15 protein-coding genes are annotated in these 18,428 nt (G+C 72.5%); 3 read left to right on the top strand and 12 right to left on the bottom strand.

What is annotated here, in order from left to right:
* Positions 1 to 50 precede the first annotated feature (50 nt).
* Positions 51 to 3,596 carry a cobaltochelatase subunit CobN gene (gene cobN, locus AB0B58_RS16845; RefSeq protein ID WP_360224165.1) on the top strand — a complete coding sequence of 1,182 codons (3,546 nt, stop codon included), beginning with the start codon at positions 51 to 53 and terminating at the stop codon, positions 3,594 to 3,596.
* 7 nt (positions 3,597 to 3,603) lie between these two features.
* Here the strand turns inward: cobN and AB0B58_RS16840 are convergent, their stop codons facing one another.
* The 3 genes from AB0B58_RS16840 to AB0B58_RS16830 are packed head-to-tail and all read right to left on the bottom strand — an operon-like array spanning position 3,604 to position 5,998.
* Positions 3,604 to 4,047, bottom strand: a complete 444-nt coding sequence (locus AB0B58_RS16840) for a hypothetical protein (RefSeq protein ID WP_360224163.1) — start codon at positions 4,045 to 4,047, stop codon at positions 3,604 to 3,606.
* A 33-nt stretch (positions 4,048 to 4,080) separates the two neighbouring features.
* Entirely contained in the window at positions 4,081 to 4,836 is a 756-nt protein-coding gene (gene cobF / locus AB0B58_RS16835) for a precorrin-6A synthase (deacetylating) (RefSeq protein ID WP_360224161.1), read from the bottom strand.
* A gap of 55 nt (positions 4,837 to 4,891) precedes the next feature.
* Positions 4,892 to 5,998 (bottom strand): ROK family transcriptional regulator, encoded by a 1,107-nt coding sequence (locus tag AB0B58_RS16830; protein WP_360224159.1) that lies wholly within the window; start codon positions 5,996 to 5,998, stop codon positions 4,892 to 4,894.
* A 98-nt stretch (positions 5,999 to 6,096) separates the two neighbouring features.
* Here AB0B58_RS16830 and AB0B58_RS16825 point away from each other — a divergent pair, with 98 nt between their 5' ends.
* Positions 6,097 to 7,332, top strand: coding sequence for a YbiU family protein (locus tag AB0B58_RS16825; protein WP_360224157.1), 1,236 nt, complete (start codon positions 6,097 to 6,099; stop codon positions 7,330 to 7,332).
* A 128-nt stretch (positions 7,333 to 7,460) separates the two neighbouring features.
* Here the strand turns inward: AB0B58_RS16825 and dinB are convergent, their stop codons facing one another.
* The 5 genes from dinB to AB0B58_RS16800 all read right to left on the bottom strand — a co-directional run bounded on the left by dinB (position 7,461) and on the right by AB0B58_RS16800 (position 12,003).
* Positions 7,461 to 8,651, bottom strand: coding sequence for a DNA polymerase IV (gene dinB, locus AB0B58_RS16820; protein ID WP_360224155.1), 1,191 nt, complete (start codon positions 8,649 to 8,651; stop codon positions 7,461 to 7,463).
* Positions 8,652 to 8,710: 59 nt separating this feature from the next.
* A complete protein-coding gene (locus AB0B58_RS16815) occupies positions 8,711 to 9,379 on the bottom strand; it encodes a carbohydrate-binding protein (RefSeq protein ID WP_360224153.1) in 669 nt (222 codons plus the stop codon).
* Between the two features lie 46 nt (positions 9,380 to 9,425).
* Positions 9,426 to 9,968 (bottom strand): DUF3558 family protein, encoded by a 543-nt coding sequence (locus tag AB0B58_RS16810; protein ID WP_360224151.1) that lies wholly within the window; start codon positions 9,966 to 9,968, stop codon positions 9,426 to 9,428.
* Positions 9,969 to 10,076: 108 nt separating this feature from the next.
* A complete protein-coding gene (locus AB0B58_RS16805) occupies positions 10,077 to 10,982 on the bottom strand; it encodes a TIGR03619 family F420-dependent LLM class oxidoreductase (RefSeq protein WP_360224149.1) in 906 nt (301 codons plus the stop codon).
* Between the two features lie 130 nt (positions 10,983 to 11,112).
* Positions 11,113 to 12,003, bottom strand: coding sequence for a hypothetical protein (locus AB0B58_RS16800; protein WP_360224147.1), 891 nt, complete (start codon positions 12,001 to 12,003; stop codon positions 11,113 to 11,115).
* A gap of 186 nt (positions 12,004 to 12,189) precedes the next feature.
* Here AB0B58_RS16800 and AB0B58_RS16795 point away from each other — a divergent pair, with 186 nt between their 5' ends.
* A complete protein-coding gene (locus AB0B58_RS16795; RefSeq protein ID WP_360224145.1) occupies positions 12,190 to 13,137 on the top strand; it encodes a GNAT family N-acetyltransferase in 948 nt (315 codons plus the stop codon).
* A 56-nt stretch (positions 13,138 to 13,193) separates the two neighbouring features.
* On the opposite strand, the gene AB0B58_RS16790 is transcribed toward AB0B58_RS16795, so the two are convergent.
* From AB0B58_RS16790 to AB0B58_RS16775, 4 genes are all read right to left on the bottom strand, one after another.
* On the bottom strand, positions 13,194 to 13,958 hold the full coding sequence (locus tag AB0B58_RS16790; RefSeq protein WP_360224143.1) for a hypothetical protein: 765 nt from the start codon (positions 13,956 to 13,958) through the stop codon (positions 13,194 to 13,196).
* 33 nt (positions 13,959 to 13,991) lie between these two features.
* The gene (locus AB0B58_RS16785) at positions 13,992 to 15,038 is read right to left on the bottom strand and encodes a LacI family DNA-binding transcriptional regulator (RefSeq protein WP_360224141.1); all 1,047 of its coding nucleotides are present in this window, start codon (positions 15,036 to 15,038) and stop codon (positions 13,992 to 13,994) included.
* 115 nt (positions 15,039 to 15,153) lie between these two features.
* Positions 15,154 to 16,425, bottom strand: coding sequence for a DUF1996 domain-containing protein (locus tag AB0B58_RS16780; protein ID WP_360224139.1), 1,272 nt, complete (start codon positions 16,423 to 16,425; stop codon positions 15,154 to 15,156).
* A gap of 99 nt (positions 16,426 to 16,524) precedes the next feature.
* Positions 16,525 to 18,234 carry a discoidin domain-containing protein gene (locus AB0B58_RS16775; protein ID WP_360224137.1) on the bottom strand — a complete coding sequence of 570 codons (1,710 nt, stop codon included), beginning with the start codon at positions 18,232 to 18,234 and terminating at the stop codon, positions 16,525 to 16,527.
* Positions 18,235 to 18,428: the final 194 nt, after the last annotated feature.

Here is an 18,428-nt window from a genome sequence, read left to right as displayed (position 1 = left end):
CGGTCGCCGTGTTTCCTTCGACCCGGGGCGCGGACCCCGAGGGGAGAGCCGTGTTCCTGCTGTTGTCGACATCAGACACCGACCTGCTGAGCGCCCGTGCCAGCGGCTCGGCGTACCGCCTGGCCAATCCGGCCCGCACCGCGGTCGCCGACCTTCCCGCCCTGCTCGACGGGGTCGATCTGGTGGTCGTGCGCCTGCTCGGCGGGCGCCGGGCCTTCCAGGAGGGCCTCGACGCGCTGCTCGCCGGGCCGGTGCCGGTGGTGGTGCTCGGCGGCGAGCAGGCGCCCGACGCCGAGCTGATGAAGCTCTCGACCGTGCCCGCCGGCGTGGCCGCCGAGGCGCACGGCTACCTGGCGTACGGCGGCGCGGAGAACCTGGCGGCGCTGCACGACTTCCTCTCCGACACGATCCTGCTGACCGGCCGGGGCTTCGCGGCGCCGGTCGCGGCCCCCGACTGGGGCCTGCTGGCGCGCGAGACGGACGCCGGCGGCCCGGTGGTCGCGGTGCTCTACTACCGCGCACACCACATGGCCGGCAACACGAACTTCGTCGAGGCGCTGTGCCGGGCGATCGAGGCCAAGGGTGGGCGGCCGCTGCCGATCTTCACGGCCTCGCTGCGCACCGCCTCGCCGGAGCTGCTTGCCGAGCTGCGCAAGGCCGACGCCCTGGTCGTGACCGTGCTCGCGGCCGGCGGCACCCGGCCCGCGACGGTGTCCGCCGGCGGCGACGACGAGGCGTGGGACGTGGGCGTCCTCGCCGACCTGGACGTGCCGATCCTCCAGGGACTGTGCCTGACCGGCAGCCGCGCCGCCTGGGAGGCGAGCGACGACGGGCTCTCCCCGCTCGACGCGGCGACGCAGGTGGCGATCCCGGAGTTCGACGGCCGGATCATCACCGTGCCGTTCTCGTTCAAGGAGATCGACCCCGACGGGCTCTCGGTCTACGTGCCGGACCCCGAGCGCGCCGCACGGGTCGCCGGCATCGCCGTCGCGCACGCCCGGCTGCGGCACGTCCCGCCGGCCGAGCGCCGGATCGTGGTCATGCTCTCGGCGTACCCGACGAAGCACTCGCGGATCGGCAACGCGGTCGGCCTCGACACGCCGGTCTCGACCGTGCGCCTGCTGCGGGCCATGGGGGAGCGGGGCTATCGGGTCGGCGACTTCCCCGGCGTGGCCGAGGAGGACGGCGACGCGCTCATCCACGCGCTGATCGCGGCCGGCGGGCAGGACCCGGACTGGCTGACCGAGGACCAGCTCGCCGGCAACCCGGTGCGGATCTCCGGCGACGCCTACCGTTCCTGGTTCGCGACGCTGCCGGCCGACCTGCGCGAGTCGATGGAGCGGCACTGGGGACCGGCGCCCGGCGAGCTGTACGTGGACGCGGGCGACATCGTTCTCGCCGCGCTGCGCGGACACAACGTCGTCGTCATGGTGCAGCCGCCGCGCGGTTTCGGCGCCAACCCCGTCGCCATCTATCACGACCCCGACCTGCCGCCGAGCCACCACTACCTCGCCGCGTACCGGTGGCTGGCGGAGGACTTCGGCGCGCACGCGGTCGTGCACGTCGGCAAGCACGGCAACCTCGAGTGGCTGCCGGGCAAGAACGTCGGAATGTCCGCGTCGGACGGCACCGACGCGGCGCTCGGCGACCTGCCGCTGATCTACCCGTTCCTGGTCAACGACCCGGGCGAGGGCACCCAGGCGAAGCGGCGCGCGCACGCGACCCTGGTCGACCACCTCATCCCGCCGATGGCCCGCGCCGAGTCGTACGGCGACATCGCCCGGCTCGAGCAGCTGCTCGACGAGCACGCCAACATCGCCGCGCTCGACCCGGCGAAGCTGCCCGCGATCCGCTCGCAGATCTGGACCCTGATCCAGGCCGCCAGGATGGACCACGACCTGGGCCTCGACAACCGGCCCGACGACGAGGAGTTCGACGAGTTCATCCTGCACGTCGACGGCTGGCTCTGCGAGATCAAGGACGTACAGATCCGCGACGGCCTGCACGTCCTGGGTGCCGCGCCGAGCGGCGAGGCCCGGGTCAACCTGGTGCTGGCGATGCTGCGCGCCCGCCAGATGTGGGGCGGCCAGGTTGCGGCGCTGCCGGGGTTGCGCGAGGCGCTGGGTCTGGGCGAGGCGGCGTCGACGGCCGAGACGGACGCCGTCGAGGAGCGGGCCCGCGCGCTCGTCGTCGCCATGGAGGCGCGCGACTGGGACCCGGCCGCCGCCGCGCAGGTCACCGACGACGAGACGGTCGCGAACGTGTTGCGCTTCGCCGCCACCGAGGTCGTACCCCGCCTGGCGAGGACCACCGACGAGCTGACCAACGTGCTGCACGCGCTCGACGGCGGCTACGTGCCGGCCGGGCCGAGCGGCTCACCGCTGCGCGGCCTGATCAACGTGCTGCCGACCGGCCGCAACTTCTACTCCGTCGACCCCAAGGCCATCCCGAGCATGCTGGCCTGGGAGACCGGCCAGGCCATGGCCGACTCGCTGCTCGCGCGCTACCGCGGCGACTACGGCGACTGGCCACGCTCGGTCGGCCTCTCGGCCTGGGGCACGAGCGCCATGCGTACGGCGGGCGACGACATCGCCGAGATCCTCGCGCTGATGGGCGTACGCCCGATCTGGGATCAGGCCTCGCGCCGCGTCACGGGCATCGAGCCGATCGGCCTGGACGAGCTGGGCCGGCCCCGCATCGACGTGACCGTGCGCATCTCCGGCTTCTTCCGGGACGCGTTCCCGCACGTGGTGGCCATGCTGGACGACGCCGTCGGCCTGGTCGCCGGGCTGGACGAGCCGCTCGAACAGAACTACGTCCGGGCGCACGCGCTCGCCGACGTCGCCGCGGACAAGAGCTGGCGCCAGGCCACCACGCGGATCTTCGGCTCGCGGCCGGGCGCCTACGGTGCGGGGATCCTGCCGCTGATCGACAGCCGCAACTGGCGCGGCGACGCCGACCTGGCCGAGGTCTACGCGGTCTGGGGCGGGTTCGCCTACGGCCGGGGGCTGGACGGGGTCGAGGCCCGCGGCGACATGGAGACCGCGTACCGGCGGATCGAGGTCGCGGCGAAGAACATCGACACCCGCGAGCACGACATCGCCGACTCGGACGACTACTTCCAGTACCACGGCGGCATGATCGCCACGGTGCGGGCGCTGACCGGGCGGGCGCCGGCGGCGTACATCGGAGACTCCACCAACCCGGACGCGACACGGACCCGCAGCCTCACCGAGGAGACGGCCCGGGTGTTCCGGGCCCGGGTGGTCAACCCGCGCTGGATCGCCGCCATGCGGCGGCACGGCTACAAGGGCGCCTTCGAGCTGGCCGCGACGGTCGACTACCTCTTCGGGTACGACGCGACGGCGGGCGTCGTCGCGGACTGGATGTACGAGCAGCTCGCGGCGGCCTACGTGCTGGACCCGGAGAACCAGAAGTTCATGACCCGGTCGAACCCGTGGGCCCTGCACAGCATCACCGAGCGGCTGCTGGAGGCGGCGGACCGCAAGCTCTGGGAGGCACCGGACCCGGCCACGCTGACCGCCCTGCAGCAGGTGTTCCTGGAGACCGAGGGCGACCTGGAGGGCGACGGGTAGCCGGGCGTCAGCCGGCCCGCTGCGGAAGCGTGAACAGCCACAACGCGAACACGCCGATCATCGTGATCACCACTCCGGAAAGGACCATCCCCCACCCGGCATCCTGGCCGGGCCAGTACGCGTAGTCCGCGCCCGGCCCGCTGACCACCACCCGCAACGGCGCCCGTGGCTCCTCGTCGAACCGCGGGAACAGCCGCACCCGCTCGATGTGGACGGTCCCGTCGTCCGAGGCGAACGAGCCGACGCAGAAGAGCTGCCTGGTCCGGTTCCGGGCGGGCTCGCAGCCGGTGGGCGTGAGGGTGCCGGCGACCGCCCGACGCTCGACCCGCAGCGCGTCGATCCCGCTGAGGACCGACGTGATGCCGCCGATGACCAGGAACAGCACCAGGCACGCCACGGGGATCGCACCACCGCCGAGCTTGCGAAACGCGTGGTACCGCCGGGCCAGCATCGGTCGAGTCTGCCAAGCCGGGTCAAGGCGTTCCTAGGCCCGGCGGCGCAGAAGGTAGGTGTCCATGATCCAGCCGTGGCGCTCGCGGGCCTCCGCGCGCACCCGGCGGATCTCGTCGGCCACCTCGTCGAGCGGCCCGGCGACGAGCAGCTCGTCCTCGGTTCCGAGGTACGCGCCCCAGAAGATCTCCACGTGCTCGGCGTCCACCGTGCCGAACGACTGGTGCGCGTCCAGCATCACGACCACGTCGTCGACGCCGGCCGGCCACCCCTCGGCCAGGCGGCGTCCGGTGGTGACCTCGAACTGACGGCCGACCCGGTTCAGGCCGATCCGGTGCTTGGCGGCCAGGGTCGAGACGCTGCTGATGCCGGGGATGACCTCGTACTCGAAGGTCGTCAGGCCGCGGGCCAGGATCTCGTCCAGGATGCCGATGGTCGAGTCGTAGAGCGACGGGTCGCCCCAGACCAGGAACGCGCCGGTCTCGCCGTCGAGCAGGTGCTCGCCGATCAGCGCCTCGGTGACCTCGGAGCGCCGGTGCCGCCAGTCGGCGATCGTGCCCTCGTAGTCCGCCGGCGTCCGGTCGCGGTCGGGGTCGCGGCCCTCCGCGATGCGCCGGCTCGGCCGCCCGTAGGCCTTCAGCATCCGGCGGCGGAGCTCGATCATGCTCTCCTTGGCCTCGCCCTTGTCGAGGAGGAAGAACACGTCGGTCCGGCCGATCGCCTTGGCTGCCTGCAGGGTCAGGTGGTCGGGGTCGCCAGAGCCGATCCCGATGACGTAGATCTTCCGCACACCCAGCAGTCTGCCGCACCGCGCGAACGCGCCCGGTGCCCGGGCCGCGGTGCGCTCAGACGGCCACCGCCGCCGCCCGGGCGTGCTCGATGGCCAGCTCCAGGGCGCCGCGCAGCGCCGCGTCCGTGCCAAGGGCGCCGTGCTCGACCCGGATCGGGCCCGGGAAGGACAGCGCCGCGCGTACCCGGGGCAGCAGCGCCGGGTGCGTGCCCACCGGACCGCCGAGCAGGACCAGGGCGGGGTCGACCACCGCGGCGACCGAGTTGATCGCGCGGGCCACCGCGTCCGCGAGCACACCCAGCGCCGCCTCGTCCGCCCGGTCGAGCAGCGCGAGCACCGCCGCCACGTCGTTGGACGGCGCGTCCGAGCGTCCCAGCCCGCCCGCCGCCAGGTCCGCCGCGATCGTGGGCGCCGAGGCGCCCGGCAGGTAGCCGATCTCGCCGGCCAGCCCGTGCGCGCCCCGGACGAGCTGGTCGCCGATGTACAGCCCGACGCCCAGGCCGGCACCGACGTAGACGTACGCGAAGCTGGCCTCGCCCGCCGCCCGTCCCACCCGGTGCTCGGCCAGCGCGGCGAGGTTGACGTCGTTGTCGACAAGCACCGGGGCCGGCACCAGGTCGCCGATCATCTCCACCGGGCTGAGCAGGCCCTCCGGGAACGGCGTGCCGGCCAGCGGAACGGTCTGATGGGTGGCGGGGTCGACCGGGTTCGCGATCGAGACGCCCACCGTGCGTAGTGGGCCCGCTCCGCCGTCGATCGTCCGCACCGCGGCTCGCACGCTCTCGACCAGCGCCGAGACGTCACCCGGCGGGGTGGGTGGCCGGCGGAGCTCGGCGCGGGTGCGTCCGCCCAGGTCGGCCGCGCGGGCGTGCACGCCGGACTGGTCCAGCTCCAGAGCGAGCACCCACCCGGACTGCGCACCCAGCTCGTAGAAGATGCCCACCCGGCCGCGCCGGCCGGTCTCCTTCAGGCCGGTCGCGTCGAGCAGCCCGCCCTCGACCAGGCGGCGGACCGCCTCGGAGACGGTCGGCCGCGAGTAGCCCGTGACGTCCGCCAGCTCGGCCCGCGTCGTCCGGCCCTGCCGGATGGTCTCGTCGAGCAGGCGGCGGTCGGTGGCCTCGCGCAGAACCGTCTGCGGCAGCGCCCGGGCGACCTCGTTCACATACACCCCTTGTGATCTACCCCGCCGACCTCTTACATTAAGGCAAGATTCTAGTTAGGTCACCTAATCAAATCCCGGACGAACGCAGGGAGACACCGATGAACACCGCACCGGCCGACATCCCCACCGCGATCCGCGAGACGAAGGCGCGGCTGCGGTCCCGGATCGGCGACGTCGCCGCCGCCTTCGCGCGGGCCGAGACCGCCGTCCGCGCCGAGGTCGCCGAGATCCTCGCCCAGCGCGGGCGGGGCGAGGAGGTCTGGCCCGTCGTGCGGTTCGACGACATCGCCGCCGGCACCGTGCCGGCCGAACTGGTCGAGGCCGTCCGGCGCCGCGGCTGCGCCGTCGTCAAGGGCACGTTCCCGCGCGAGCGCGCCGAGCGGTGGGACGCCGAACTGGTCTCCTACCTGGACCGCAACGACTTCGCCGGCACCTACCGCTACGTCGACGACGGCGTCTTCGGCGGCCTCGCCGCGAGCCGGCCGTCGATCTTCCCGATCTACTGGTCGCGGCCGCAGATGCAGGCCCGCGAGGACGACAACATGGTCGCGGTCCGGGGCTTCCTGAACTCCTTCTGGAAGCACGAGTCCGAGGGCCGGATCTGGTTCGACCCCACCCGCGACACCGCGTACCCGGACCGCGTGCGCCGCCGCGGGCCCGGCAGCGACTCGTCCGGCCTGTCCGCGCACACCGACTCCGGCTCGATCGAGCGCTGGCTGCTCCCGGCGTACCAGAACGTCTTCCGGCACGTCTTCCGCGGCGACCCGGACGCGCACGACCCGTGGGACGGCGCCTACCGCACCGATGTCCACGAGTACGAGTCCACGGTGATGTGCTCGGCTTTCCGTACCTTCCAGGGCTGGACCGCGCTGTCCGATATGGCGCCGACCGAGGGTGTCCTGCACGTCGTGCCGATCCCGTCGGCGATGGCCTACCTGCTGCTGCGCGCCCTGCAGGACGACGTGGCCGACGACGACCTGTGCGGCGCCGCGAACGGGCAGGCGCTGCCGATCAGCGAGCGCTGGCACCCGGCGCTGATGCCCGCGCTGACCCCGATCCCCGCGGTCGAGCCCGGCGACACCGTCTGGTGGCACGGCGACCTGATCCACTCGGTCGGCGCGGTGCGGGACCAGCAGGGTTGGGGCAACGTCATGTACATCCCGGCGAGCCCGTACTGCGAGAAGAACGCCGCCTACGCCGCCGAGTGCGGGCAGGCCTTCCTCAAGGGGATCAGCCCGACCGATTTCGCGGCCGAGGACTACGAGGCGGGCTGGTCCGGCCGGCCGACGGCCGAGGAGCTCAGCCCCACCGGCCGGGCCCAGCTCGGCCTCTGACCCCGGCACGCACCGCGAGGCGGAAACGGCGTCCGGCCTGCGCCGGGAGGCGGAAGGGGCCTGCGCCCAAAGGCGAGACCGGCCCGGCGCGGGCCGGGATCGGCAGGACGCACCCGGGCCGTGGCCCGTCAGTCCGGCAGGATCGGGACGGCCGGGTTGAGGTCCCGGCCCAGCGAGTTGGCCCGGGTGACCGACGACGAGCCGAAGCGGTCCCGGACCGCGTCGAGCGCGGTGTCCAGGCTGTCCTCGGCGGGGAAGGCGAGGGGCAGCTCCAGCTGGACGGCGCCGTCGCTGTCCAGATTGCCGACCGCCACGCCGACCAGGGTCAGACCGCGCTCGTCGATCAGCGGCCGGGCCTCCCGCAGCAGCTGCCGGGCGGTCTCCAGGATCGCCCGGGTCTGCATGGTCGCCTTGAGCAGGCTGCGCGAGCGGGTCGCCCGGGTGAAGTCGCCGAAGCGCAGGCGCAGCGTGATCGTGCGGCCGGCCCGCCGCGCGGTGCGCATCCGGCGGGTGACCCGGTCGACCAGGGCCGCCAGCGTCGCCTCGATCTCCTCGAACGGGCGCTCCCGCCGGCCCAGCGCGCACTGCGAGCCGATCGACCCGCGCCGGTGGCCTGTCCGCACGCGGCGGGGGTCGCGGTTGTGTGCGAGCGCGTGCAGGTGCCGTCCGGCGTGCGCGCCGAGCATGGCGACCAGGGCGGCCTCGCCGATGCGGGCCACGTGGCCGACCGTCAGGATGTGGCGTTCGCGCAGCTTGCCGGCGGTGACCGGGCCGACGCCCCAGAGCCGCTCGATCGGCAGCGGATGCAGGAACGCCAGCTCCTCCGCGGGCGCGACGACCAGCAGGCCGTCCGGCTTTCCGACACCGCTGGCGACCTTGGCCAGGAACTTCGTGCGGGCCACCCCGACCGTGATCGGCAGGCCGACCCGGTCGCGGACGTCACCGCGCAGCCGCGCGGCGATCGCGGCCGGCGTGCCGCGGATCCTGTGCAGGCCGCCGACCTCCAGGAACGCCTCGTCGATGGAGATGCCCTCGACGATCGGCGTGGTGTCGCGGAAGACCTCGAACACCGCCTTGCTCGCCGCCGAGTACGCCGACATCCGCGGCGGCACGACGAGCGCGTGCGGGCAGAGCGCCCGGGCCTGCGCGATGCCCATCGGGGTGCGCACCCCGAAGGCCTTGGCCTCGTAGCTCGCCGCCAGCACCACGCCGCCGCCGACCAGCACCGGCCTGCCGCGCAGCCCGGGATCGTCGCGCTGCTCGACCGAGGCGTAGAAGGAGTCGAGGTCGGCGTGCAGGATGGTCGCCTCGTCGGACACGCGACCATCTTCGCACACATGTTCGAAAAGCCGTTACGGCCGGACCCGGCCGGGTGGTGTCAGTGTGCGAACGCGAAGTAGTTGAGGTTGAGGAACTCGTCGTCTTCGTCGGCGGCGAAGACGAGGAAGACCGTGTGCCGGCCGGTGGTCGCCTTGATCTCGGTCTCCCGGCTCGTCCAGTTCTGCCAGCCGTCGGTGTCGCCCGTCGTGAGGGTGCCCACCGGCGGGTTGGCCGGGCTGTCGATCCGGATCTCGATCCGGCCGTTGGCGTCTTCGTCGGCGTCGGCGGCGATCCGCGCGGCGAACCTGGTCGCCGGGGTGTCGCCGAAGTCGACGTCGTCGAAGCGCAGCAGGTCGCCGTTGCTGATCCAGCCGACGTTCTGCCCGCCGCCCTCGTCCTCGGTCTCCTGGACGTCGGTGCCCTGCTGCCCGGACGCCGCCTCGGCCTGGAGCACGGAGTACGCGTCCCGGCCGGGCGCCGCCGGCTCCGTCGTCGGTGGCGCGGTCGACGGCTCGGGCGCCGGCTCCGTCGAGGCCGGCGCGGAGGCCGGCGCCGACGCCGGCGGCAGCGCGGCGACGGCGGGCGTCTCCGAGCCGCCCTGCAGGCGCCCGATCAGGTACCCGAGCAGCACGAGCGCGAGCCCGGCCGCGGCGAGCCCGAGCCGGTTGCGGGTGACCCGCGACCGGGAGCGGTACACACCGGGCGGCGGAGGGGGCGGCGTAGTCATGGGCTCAGCAGACTAGCCCAGCTGGGCCCGCGCGTTAACCCCCGGCTCAGATCCTCGGGATCAGTACCTTGGCGATCGTCTCGGACTTCTCCAGGTTCTCCTCGTCGCTGTCGCCGCGGCTGTAGACGTCGATCGACACCGTGCCGTAGAGCACGTAGAGGTGCCCGGCCAGCGCGAAGGCGTCCTCCCCGACGCCGTCCACCGGGGTCGCCTCCGCAGTCTTGATCTTGAACTCGTCCTCGGTCGTCCGGCTCAGGAAGACCGCCAGCTGGCCGCCGGGCTGCTGCCACTGGCAGTAGCGGGTCGCGTCACCGTCCTCGAGCCCGTCCTCGTCGATCTGGCTGATGTCGCGACCGGTCAGGCTCGTGACCTCGGACCTGCTGAGCAGCGTGCACGGATCGGGGATGTCGCCGGAGTCCTTCACCGAGTCGCCGAGGCCGCTGTCGGAGCCGGGCGTGCGGGAGGCGCCCGGCGCCGGGGTGGCGGCGCCGTCGGAGGCGGAGGTCGGCGCGTCGCCGAGCATTCCGCATCCGGTCAGGGCGACGAGGGCGGCGACGGTGACGAGGGCGGCAAGCGGGCGGCGCAACATGGCTCTCCCTCCGGTGGACGCTGCGTGCTGCGTCCGCCCCAGGTTGCCGGTCCGCGAGGGGCCCCGGGAAGGTCCGGTACCCCTCGCTGACACGTATGCGGGAGAACTTCAGCCGTTAGGGGCGAGCGCGGTGAGGATCTCCTCGGCCCGCTCACCCGCGGCGCGCGGGTCACCGTCCGGGGAGCCGATGAACGGATCCCAGTTGAGGTCGTAGAACAGCTCGGTGACGCCGGCCTGGGCGTACGCCTGTGCGCCGGCCCGGATCTGGTCCCAGGTGCCCGACAGCGGCACGTCGTCGTCGCGCAGGCCGGCCTTGACCACGCCGCGCACGACGATCCGTACGGAATCCGGGTCCCGGCCCGACTCCTCGGCCGCGCGCCGGACGATCTGGGTACCGCGGGCGATGTCGTCGAGGCTGGCGCGGCTGCTGCTGACCCAGCCGGCGGCGAGCCGCCCGGCCCGGCGCAGCGCGACGTCCGCGGTGCCGCCCAGCAGGATCGGCGGACCGCCCGCCTGCACCGGCCGGGGCGCCATCACGCTCGACGGCACGGTGTAGAACTCGCCGTCGAACTCCGCCCGCTCGCCCCGGAACAGGGTGCGCAGCACGGCGAGGTACTCCTCGGTGCGGCGCCCGCGGGGGTTGGGGTCGGAGCCCGTCGCGGTGAACTCCACCTCGGACCAGCCGGTGCCCAGGCCGAGGTCGAAGCGGCCGCCGCAGAGCACGTCGAGGGTGCTCGCCTGCTTGGCGAGGTAGGTGGGCGAGACGTAGGGAAGGTTGATCACGGCCACGCCGAGCCGGATCTGCGTGGTGCGGGCGGCGGCGTAGGTGAGCGCGAGCAGCGGGTCGAGGACGCTCCGGTACACCGGCGCGAGGTCCTGGTCCGAGCCGACGAGCAACCGCTGGAACGACCAGAGGCCGTGGTAGCCGAGTTCCTCCGCGCGCATGGCGAAGCCGGTCACCGACAGCGGATCCGCCCACACCCCGGACACCGGGCACCCACAGCTGATCAACATGCGTTTCACCGTACTGCCGGGCTCCGGGGGCGGGCCACCGAAGGCCGTTATTCCGTAGCCGGCCGGGTGTACGCGGCCAGGCGCGCACTCCCGGCGCCCTGGCCGCGTCCCGTACCGGACGGCGTACCGGCTAGCCGGCCAGCAGCCGGCCGACCTCCGCCGCCCGGTCGCCGAGCGCCGCCCGCAGCGCCGCCGCGGCCTCCTGGTTGGACAGACCGTTACCGAGCGCGTCCAGCGCCGTCTGCGGGTTCACCTGCATGCCGACGGGCGCGACCGGCTGGGCCTTGGCCAGGGCGTCGACCGACGCCTGCACGTTGTCGACCCGCTCGCGGATCTCGTAGCCCAGGGTCGCGGCGACCACCGCGCGGTGCAGGGCGTAGTTCGGCCCGAAGGTCGGGTTGTTCTTGAAGCCGACCGGATCCGGGTTCGGCACGCCGCCGGGACGGACGTGGCCGTTCGCGTCGACGCCGGGGTCCCAGGCCAGAACCGCCACGGCAAGGGCCTCCCGCCCCACCGCGCTGCGCGCCCACTCGGTCATCCAGGCGTTGAATTCGGTCTTCGTCACGTCTTCCTCCAGCAGTCCCCACGGGCTCGTGTCGCTCTCCTGGGCGGTGGTGTACCGCGCGGAGAAGTGCGCGTGCTCGGTATGTGCGCTGGTCCCGGTGTAGGGGCGGGCCGTCCAGCCCCACGACCGCGACCAGATGCGGCGGTTGTAGATGACGTTCTGCAGCCGGTCGTCACGGCCCTCGCGGTGCCGGGTGACGATGATCTCCACGCACCGGTCCATGGTCCAGCCGGACTTGCGCAGGCGGTCGTCCACGTCGATGGCGTGGACCTCGTTCCTTCTGTCGCTGTCCTCCTGCGGCGTGTTGCCTGTCTCGTCGGGGTTGTGGTCCGAGGAGTTCGCCGCGTGCGAGGTGTCGCCGACGGATCCGTCGCTCGCCTTGTCGCGGTTCGGGGCCAGCCGGTTGAACTCGTTGCGCAGAGTCACCAGGCACGGCACCAGGGTCCAGTTGACCATCAGGCCCCACATCCTGCCTTTTCTCCTGTCCGGTCCCTATCGGACCGGTTGGTCAGATGATGGCCTGATTCGGCGGCGCCTGTGTATACCCCGACCGAGGGACGGCGGCGCCGATTCAGTCCCTCGGTCACCGTTTCTCCGGACATGCCGGACGGCCGTGTCACTCCGTCGTGAAAGGGTCACCTCATGGCATTGACGCTGCTGGAAATGGACGACCGGGATTTCGCATCCCGGCGCGAGCCGATGGTCACCGGCTACGCGACGGCGATCTCCGTCGCCCGCGGCCTCTCCCTGCCGGAGGCGGCGGCGGAGTCCGAACGCGACATCGCCGAGCGGCTGCCGCGCGGCCCGGCGACGCGAGGTCAGCTGCTCCGCAAGGCCGTCGTGGACGGCGCCGAGGTCGGCTGGATCTGGGTGTCGCTGCCGGGCACGACCATGCCCGAGATGGCCTGGATCAGCGACGTCGAGGTCGACGCCGGCCATCGCCGCCGGGGATACGGCGCGGCGATCATCACGGCCGTCGAGGCCGAGCTGGCGCAGCTGGGCGTGTCGCGGCTCGGGCTGAACGTCTTCGGGGACAACGACACCGCCCGCCGCCTCTACGAGCGGCTCGGGTTCGAGGTGACCGCGCAGCAGCGGTCCCGTTCGCTTGTCGACGTCCCGTCCGCGGCCGGGGTCGAGCTCGTGCCGATGATCGACTATGCGGGCCGCGTCGAGACGCTGTTCGCCGAGTATGCCCAGCACCTCGTGGAGGAGCAGGGCGTCTGGCACGGCGAGGCCGAGGCCCGTTCGGCCCGGCGGCTGGCCGAGTTGCTCCCGCACGGTGACCGGACCGAGGGGACGATCATGCGTACGGTCCTGGCGAAGGGCGAGCCGGCCGGCTGGGTCTGGGCCGCCATGCCGGCGCCGCCCCGGCCTGGCCTGGGCTGGCTGCACCACGTCGGCATCGACGAGGCGTTCCGCTCCCGGGGGCACGGCCGGGCGGTGATCGCCGCGATCGAGGCCGAGATGGTGCACCGGGGAGTGCGCGGCCTCGGCCTGAACGTCGACGGCTCGAACCAGGGGGCCCGGCGCCTCTTCGAGCGGCTCGGCTACGGCCTGCTGGCCCAGCAGATGGCCAAGGACCTGCCGTGACGGGTGGTCACCGCCCGGCCTCGGCGGTGCGCAGGAAGTTCCCCATGCCTCGGAGGCTACTGCCCGGAGGGTTGCGGTGCCGGGTCGATCGGTTCGGTGGTCCGGGCTGGAACCGCCTCGAAGGCGACGCCGGTCACGTCGGCCGCCACGTCGGTGAAGTCGGTGCCGTACGCCGCCGGCTCGACGATCCGCAGCACCAGGCAGAACGGCCGGTCGGCGCCGTACCGGCGCTCTAGTTGCCGGTGCCGGCCGGCGAGGTAGCGGGCGGCGGCGAGGTTGGCCCCCGCGGTGAGGCCGGCGAGCAGGAAGACGGGGCGCCCGCGGCCCGGTCCCCAGAACCGCGCCAGCACCACGTAGGTCGTGTCCGGGGTCCGGACGTACTCCTTGCCGTCGACGGTGAAGGCCAGCCGGGCCTCGCTTGCCTCGCCGGGACCGGAGCTCGTGAACGTCACGCCGCGCAGGATCGTGCGCAGATGCACCGCGCTGCGCGGGTTGGCGATCAGCGGGCCGCCGACGCAGAACTCCGTCTGCCTGCCGATCTCGCCGGCGGGTTCGGCCTCGCCCACCCGGTCGGCCCGGGCGCCGCACTCGCGGGCGATCGTCGCCAGCTCGACCAGCGCGGCGACGTCGCGGCGATGGACGCTGTGCTCGCGCGGGGACGACGCGTGCCGGGAGACGACGAGCAGGCAGCTCGCCCCCTCGGTGAGGCCGAAGAAGGCGCGTTCGCGGGCCAGCCGGCGGCGGCGCAGGACCTGCCCGGCGAGCCATACGGCGGTGCCGGCGATGACGCTGGCGAGAAGGTTGATCAGGAGGTCGACCACGGAGTCATGATGGCCGATGGGGTCGAGGCCTCCTCAGGCGGACTCGCGGATCACCAGGGTCGGCTGGAACGTCACCGAGCGCGGCAGCCGGCCCGGTGCGGCGATGCGGGCCATCAGCACCTCGGCCATCTCCGCGGCCATCTCCTCGACCGGCTGGCGGATCGTGGTCAGCAGCGGCCGGCAGTCGAGGGCGGCGCTGCTGTCGTCGAAGCCGACCACCGCCACGTCGTCGGGCACCCGGCGACCGAGGTCCTGCACCGCTCGCAGCGCGCCCTCGGACATGAGGTCGCTGGCGACGAAGAGGCCGTCGATGTCGGGGTGCTCGCCGAGCAGCCGCCGGGCGCTCGCCTCGCCGCCGTGCCGGGTGAAGTCGCCCTCGACGGCGGGCACGTCGCCGATGCCGCGATTCGCCAGGTACGACCGGAAGCCGTCGAGCCGGTCCTGGCTGGACGGCATGTCCAGCGGCCCGCTGATCGTGGCGAGTCGGCGGCAGCCGCGGGCGAGCAGGTGCTCGGCCGCGAGCCGGGCGCCCAGGCGCTGGTCGACGTCGACGAAGCTGACGGCCAGCGGCGAGGCGGGGCGGGCCGAGACGACCGCGGGGATGCCCAGCTCGTGCACCTGACGGGGCAGCGGGTCCTGCTCGTGGCTGCTGATCAGCAGCACGCCGTCGACGTGGCCCTGGCGCAGGTAGCGGATCACGTGGTGATGGTCCGTCGAGTCGGTCGGGATGATCACCAGGTGGATGTCGTGCGGGCGCAGCGCGCTGGTCGCGCCCGCGGTGATCCGGCCGAAGTACGGGTCCGTGAAGATCCGGTTCAGGAACGAGGAGTCGAACGGCCGGTCCGGCTCGGAGATGACCAGCGCGACCGAATTCGACTTGCGGGTGACCAGCGAGCGGGCCGCGACGTTCGGCACGTATCCGGTCTCGGCGATGGCCCGCTGGACGATCTCGCGGATCTTGGCATCGACGCTGGGTGCGCCGTTGATCACCCGGGACACGGTCGCCCGCGAGACCCCGGCCGCCTCCGCGACCTGATCCATCGTCGGGTTCTGCCCTCCGCGGGCGGGCCGGGTTGTCATGGCGTCTGTTATAGCACCAGAATATTTCCGCCTGAGAGCGCTTTCTTGCACCGATTTAGCCCGGCCACGCGGGCCGCCGGGGCCGTCTTGCGCCCCGGCGGCCGCGGCGGTCATCTCACGGCCGCCCGTTGGTGCCGCACTTCACGATGATCCGGATGCAGTCGTTGACCCGGCGGGCCATCTCGTCCTCCGGCCAGGCATTGAAGAAGTCGCCGTGCATCGTGTATCCGGGCCCCGACGCGAGCCGGAAGCCGGCCGGATTGCCGTTGACCGGGTACCGCATGACCTGGCGCAGCTTCGGCACGACCACCGGGTGGCTGGCCGGGCACGCATTGTTAACCGGGTACGCCATGTGACTCTTGTGGTCGGCCGAGTCCAGGTTCACCCCGTCCCAGCAGTGCGGGAAGTCGAGGTACGCCTCCAGCATCGTGCCGGCCGGGCAGGTCACGAAGTCGTGCGACGAGCCGACCTCCCCGGCGTGCAGGCAGGACCAGCGCGAGATGGTGTTGTCGTTCGGTCCGGTCGCCCGGGCGTTGCCGGCCACGATCCGCAGGCCGAGCGGCAGCGGCCGGGTCTGCGCGATCAGCGCGTCGCTGACGCCCTCGCCCAGGTAGTAGAAGATGCCCGTGGTCGGCTCGACCGGGACGTTGTTCTGGTAGAAGGTCGGTATCCAGTACGAGGACTTGTCGATCGACGGATTGCAGTTGCTGTTCGCGTTCAGCAGGTCGGTGACGTTCGAGTGGGCGTTGGTCACCGTGCTGCCGAAGAAGCTGTGCATGTGTGAGGCGCCCGGCATGTTCGGGAACACGATCGGGTCGTCCGGCAACCGGTGGCTGTACGGGCAGTCGGCGAGGAACTCGGCGACCCGTACGGCACCCGGCGGGATGGTCGGCGGGACAGGCGTGCCGCCGCCGCTGCCGTACACCTCGAACTCGGTCAGCGAGACGCCCCACTGGGTGGCCCGGGCCGTCGACAGCAGGCGTACGTAGCGCCCGGAGCCGGCGACGGCGACGCTCTGTCGCCCGCCGGTGCCGGCGACGTTGGCCTTGACCGTGGTCCACGTGCCGCCGTTGGGGGAGACCTGCAGGCTGAAGGTCCTCGAGTACGCGGTCTCCCAGGCCAGCACGACGGAGGAGATCGTCGCGGTGCCGCCGAGGTCGACCTGTAGCCACTGCGGGTCGCTGAACGCGCTGGACCAGCGGGTGCCCGGGTTGCCGTCGACGGCGTTCGAGGCGGGGAAGGCCGCGGACTCGGTGGACGACGCGGTGGCCGGACGGCCCTGGGAGAGCAGTCCGTCCGCGGCGCTCGCGCTCGTCTGCGCGGCGGCGACGTACGTCGTGAGGACGGCCGCGATCGCGGCCGCGATGGACAGGGTTCTCTTTCTCATCGGGGAATCCCTCCAGCAGTGGCGGTGGAACTTCTGGGAGGTGGGTGCGCCGGGGCGGGGATGGGGGCCCCGCCCCGGCGCTGGATGCAGGTCGTCAGGTCACTTGTAGACGCGGACGTAGTCGACGAGCATCCGGGAGGGGAACGGGGTCGAGGCGTCGATCGGGCCGGGGAAGTCGCCGCCGACCGCGAGGTTGAGGATGATGTAGAACGGGTGGTCGAAGATCCACGGTCCGCGGGTCGCCTCCACGGTCGCCTTGCTGGCGTAGAAGACCTGGACGCCGTCGAGCAGGAACCGGATGCCCTTGCTGTCCCACTCGGCCGTCCAGACGTGGAAGGCGTTCGACAGGTCGGCCGCGCCCGGTGCGGTGTACTTCTGGCCGTAGCCCCCGCCGCCGTTGTACTGCGGCGCGTGCAGGGTCGAGTAGCCCTCGGTGGTGTTGCGGCCGAGGACCTCCATGATGTCGATCTCGCCGTTGTACGGCCACGGGCGGCCGGTGAGGAAGTCGGCGCCCATCATCCAGAACGCGGGCCAGAGGCCGTTGCCCTTCGGCACCTTGATCCTGGCCTCGACCCGGCCGTACTGCGCGGTGAACTTGCCGCCGGTGTTCATCCGTGCCGAGGTGTAGTCGCGGCCGTTCGAGGCCTCCCTGCGCGCCTCGATGACGAGGTTGCCGCCGCCGTCCATCTGCGCGTTGTTGCTGTTCTCGGTGTAGTACTGGATCTCACCGTTCTGCGGGAACCCCGGGTCGTAGGTCCACTTGGCCGTGCTCGGCCGGGTGCCGGCCGGGTCGTTGAACTCGTCGCTCCAGACCAGGTTCGTGGCCGGGAAGGTCGGGTCGGCGGGCCGGGCGGGCGGGGTGTTCGGTGTGCCGCCGGTGCCGTAGACGTTGAAGTCGTACAGCGAGTAGCCGTACGGGCCGGAGCGGGCGGTGCCGTACATCCGGACGTAGCGGCCGGTGCCGGAGACGTTCAGGACCTCCTTGAAGCCCCGGCCGGTCGTCGTCGAGTAGATGTCGGTCCAGGTGGCGGCGTTCGGCGAGACCTGGATCCGGTACGCGGTCGCGTACGCCGGGTCCCACTGCAACTCCACCCGGCTGATCTGTGCGGTGGCGCCGAGGTCGACGTAGATCCAGCCCGGGTCCACCCACCCGGTGGTCGAACTGGTCGCCCAGCGGGTTGCCGGGTCCAGGTCGAAGGCCTTGCCGACGGTGCACGGGTTGCAGTTGACGTCGTTCTGCTCGCTCGACGCCGCGCCGGGCTTGTTGTACGACAGCAGCGTGGCGCCGCCGGTCGGCGGGGGCGTCGTCGGGTCGGTCGGCGGGGTGCCGCCGGCGAACACCTGGAACTCCCAGAGCGAGTACCCGTAGATCGACAACGCCCGCTCGGTGAGGTTGAGCCGCACGTACCGGGCATTGCCCGCGGCGGCGACCGTCTGGGCGCCGACGTTGCCGCGCAGCGTGCCGGTGGCGTTGGTGAAGGTCGTGCCGTTGGTGGAGAACTGCACCGTGAAGGCCGTCGCGTACGCGGCCTCCCAGTTCAGATTCAGGCTGCTCACGGCCATCGTGGAGCCGAGGTCGACCTGTAGCCACTGGCTGGCGGAGAAGGCGCTGGACCAGCGGGTGCCGGTGTTGCCGTCCGTGGCGGCGGAGGCGGGGGTGCCGGCCCATTCCACGGAGGAGGCCGTCGTCGGCTTGCCCTGCGAGACGATGACCTCGGCCGCGTCGGCGTCCCGGATCGTTGCGACCAGGTAGGCGGCGAGCAGACCGAGAAGCGCGGCGGTGAGGGCGACGGCCCTCGCGGGCGACATACCGCGCCCTCCGCCTCGGAAAACGGCTGAACTCATGAACGGTCCTCCTTGCGGGGAATCAAGAAGTGGGGGATGGGGATGGGGATGGTGACCGGGGATGTGTCGATGCGATTACCGAGCCGCTACATGCGTGAGAAAGCGCTCTTTGATAGGTCACTGTGAACCCCGGGTTAACGGGTGTCAATGCCTGCTAG

This window comes from Actinoplanes sp. NPDC049118 (assembly GCF_040648555.1).
In the GTDB taxonomy this organism is placed as follows: Bacteria; Actinomycetota; Actinomycetes; order Mycobacteriales; family Micromonosporaceae; genus Actinoplanes.
This window is presented reverse-complemented; position numbering and strand designations above follow the sequence as displayed.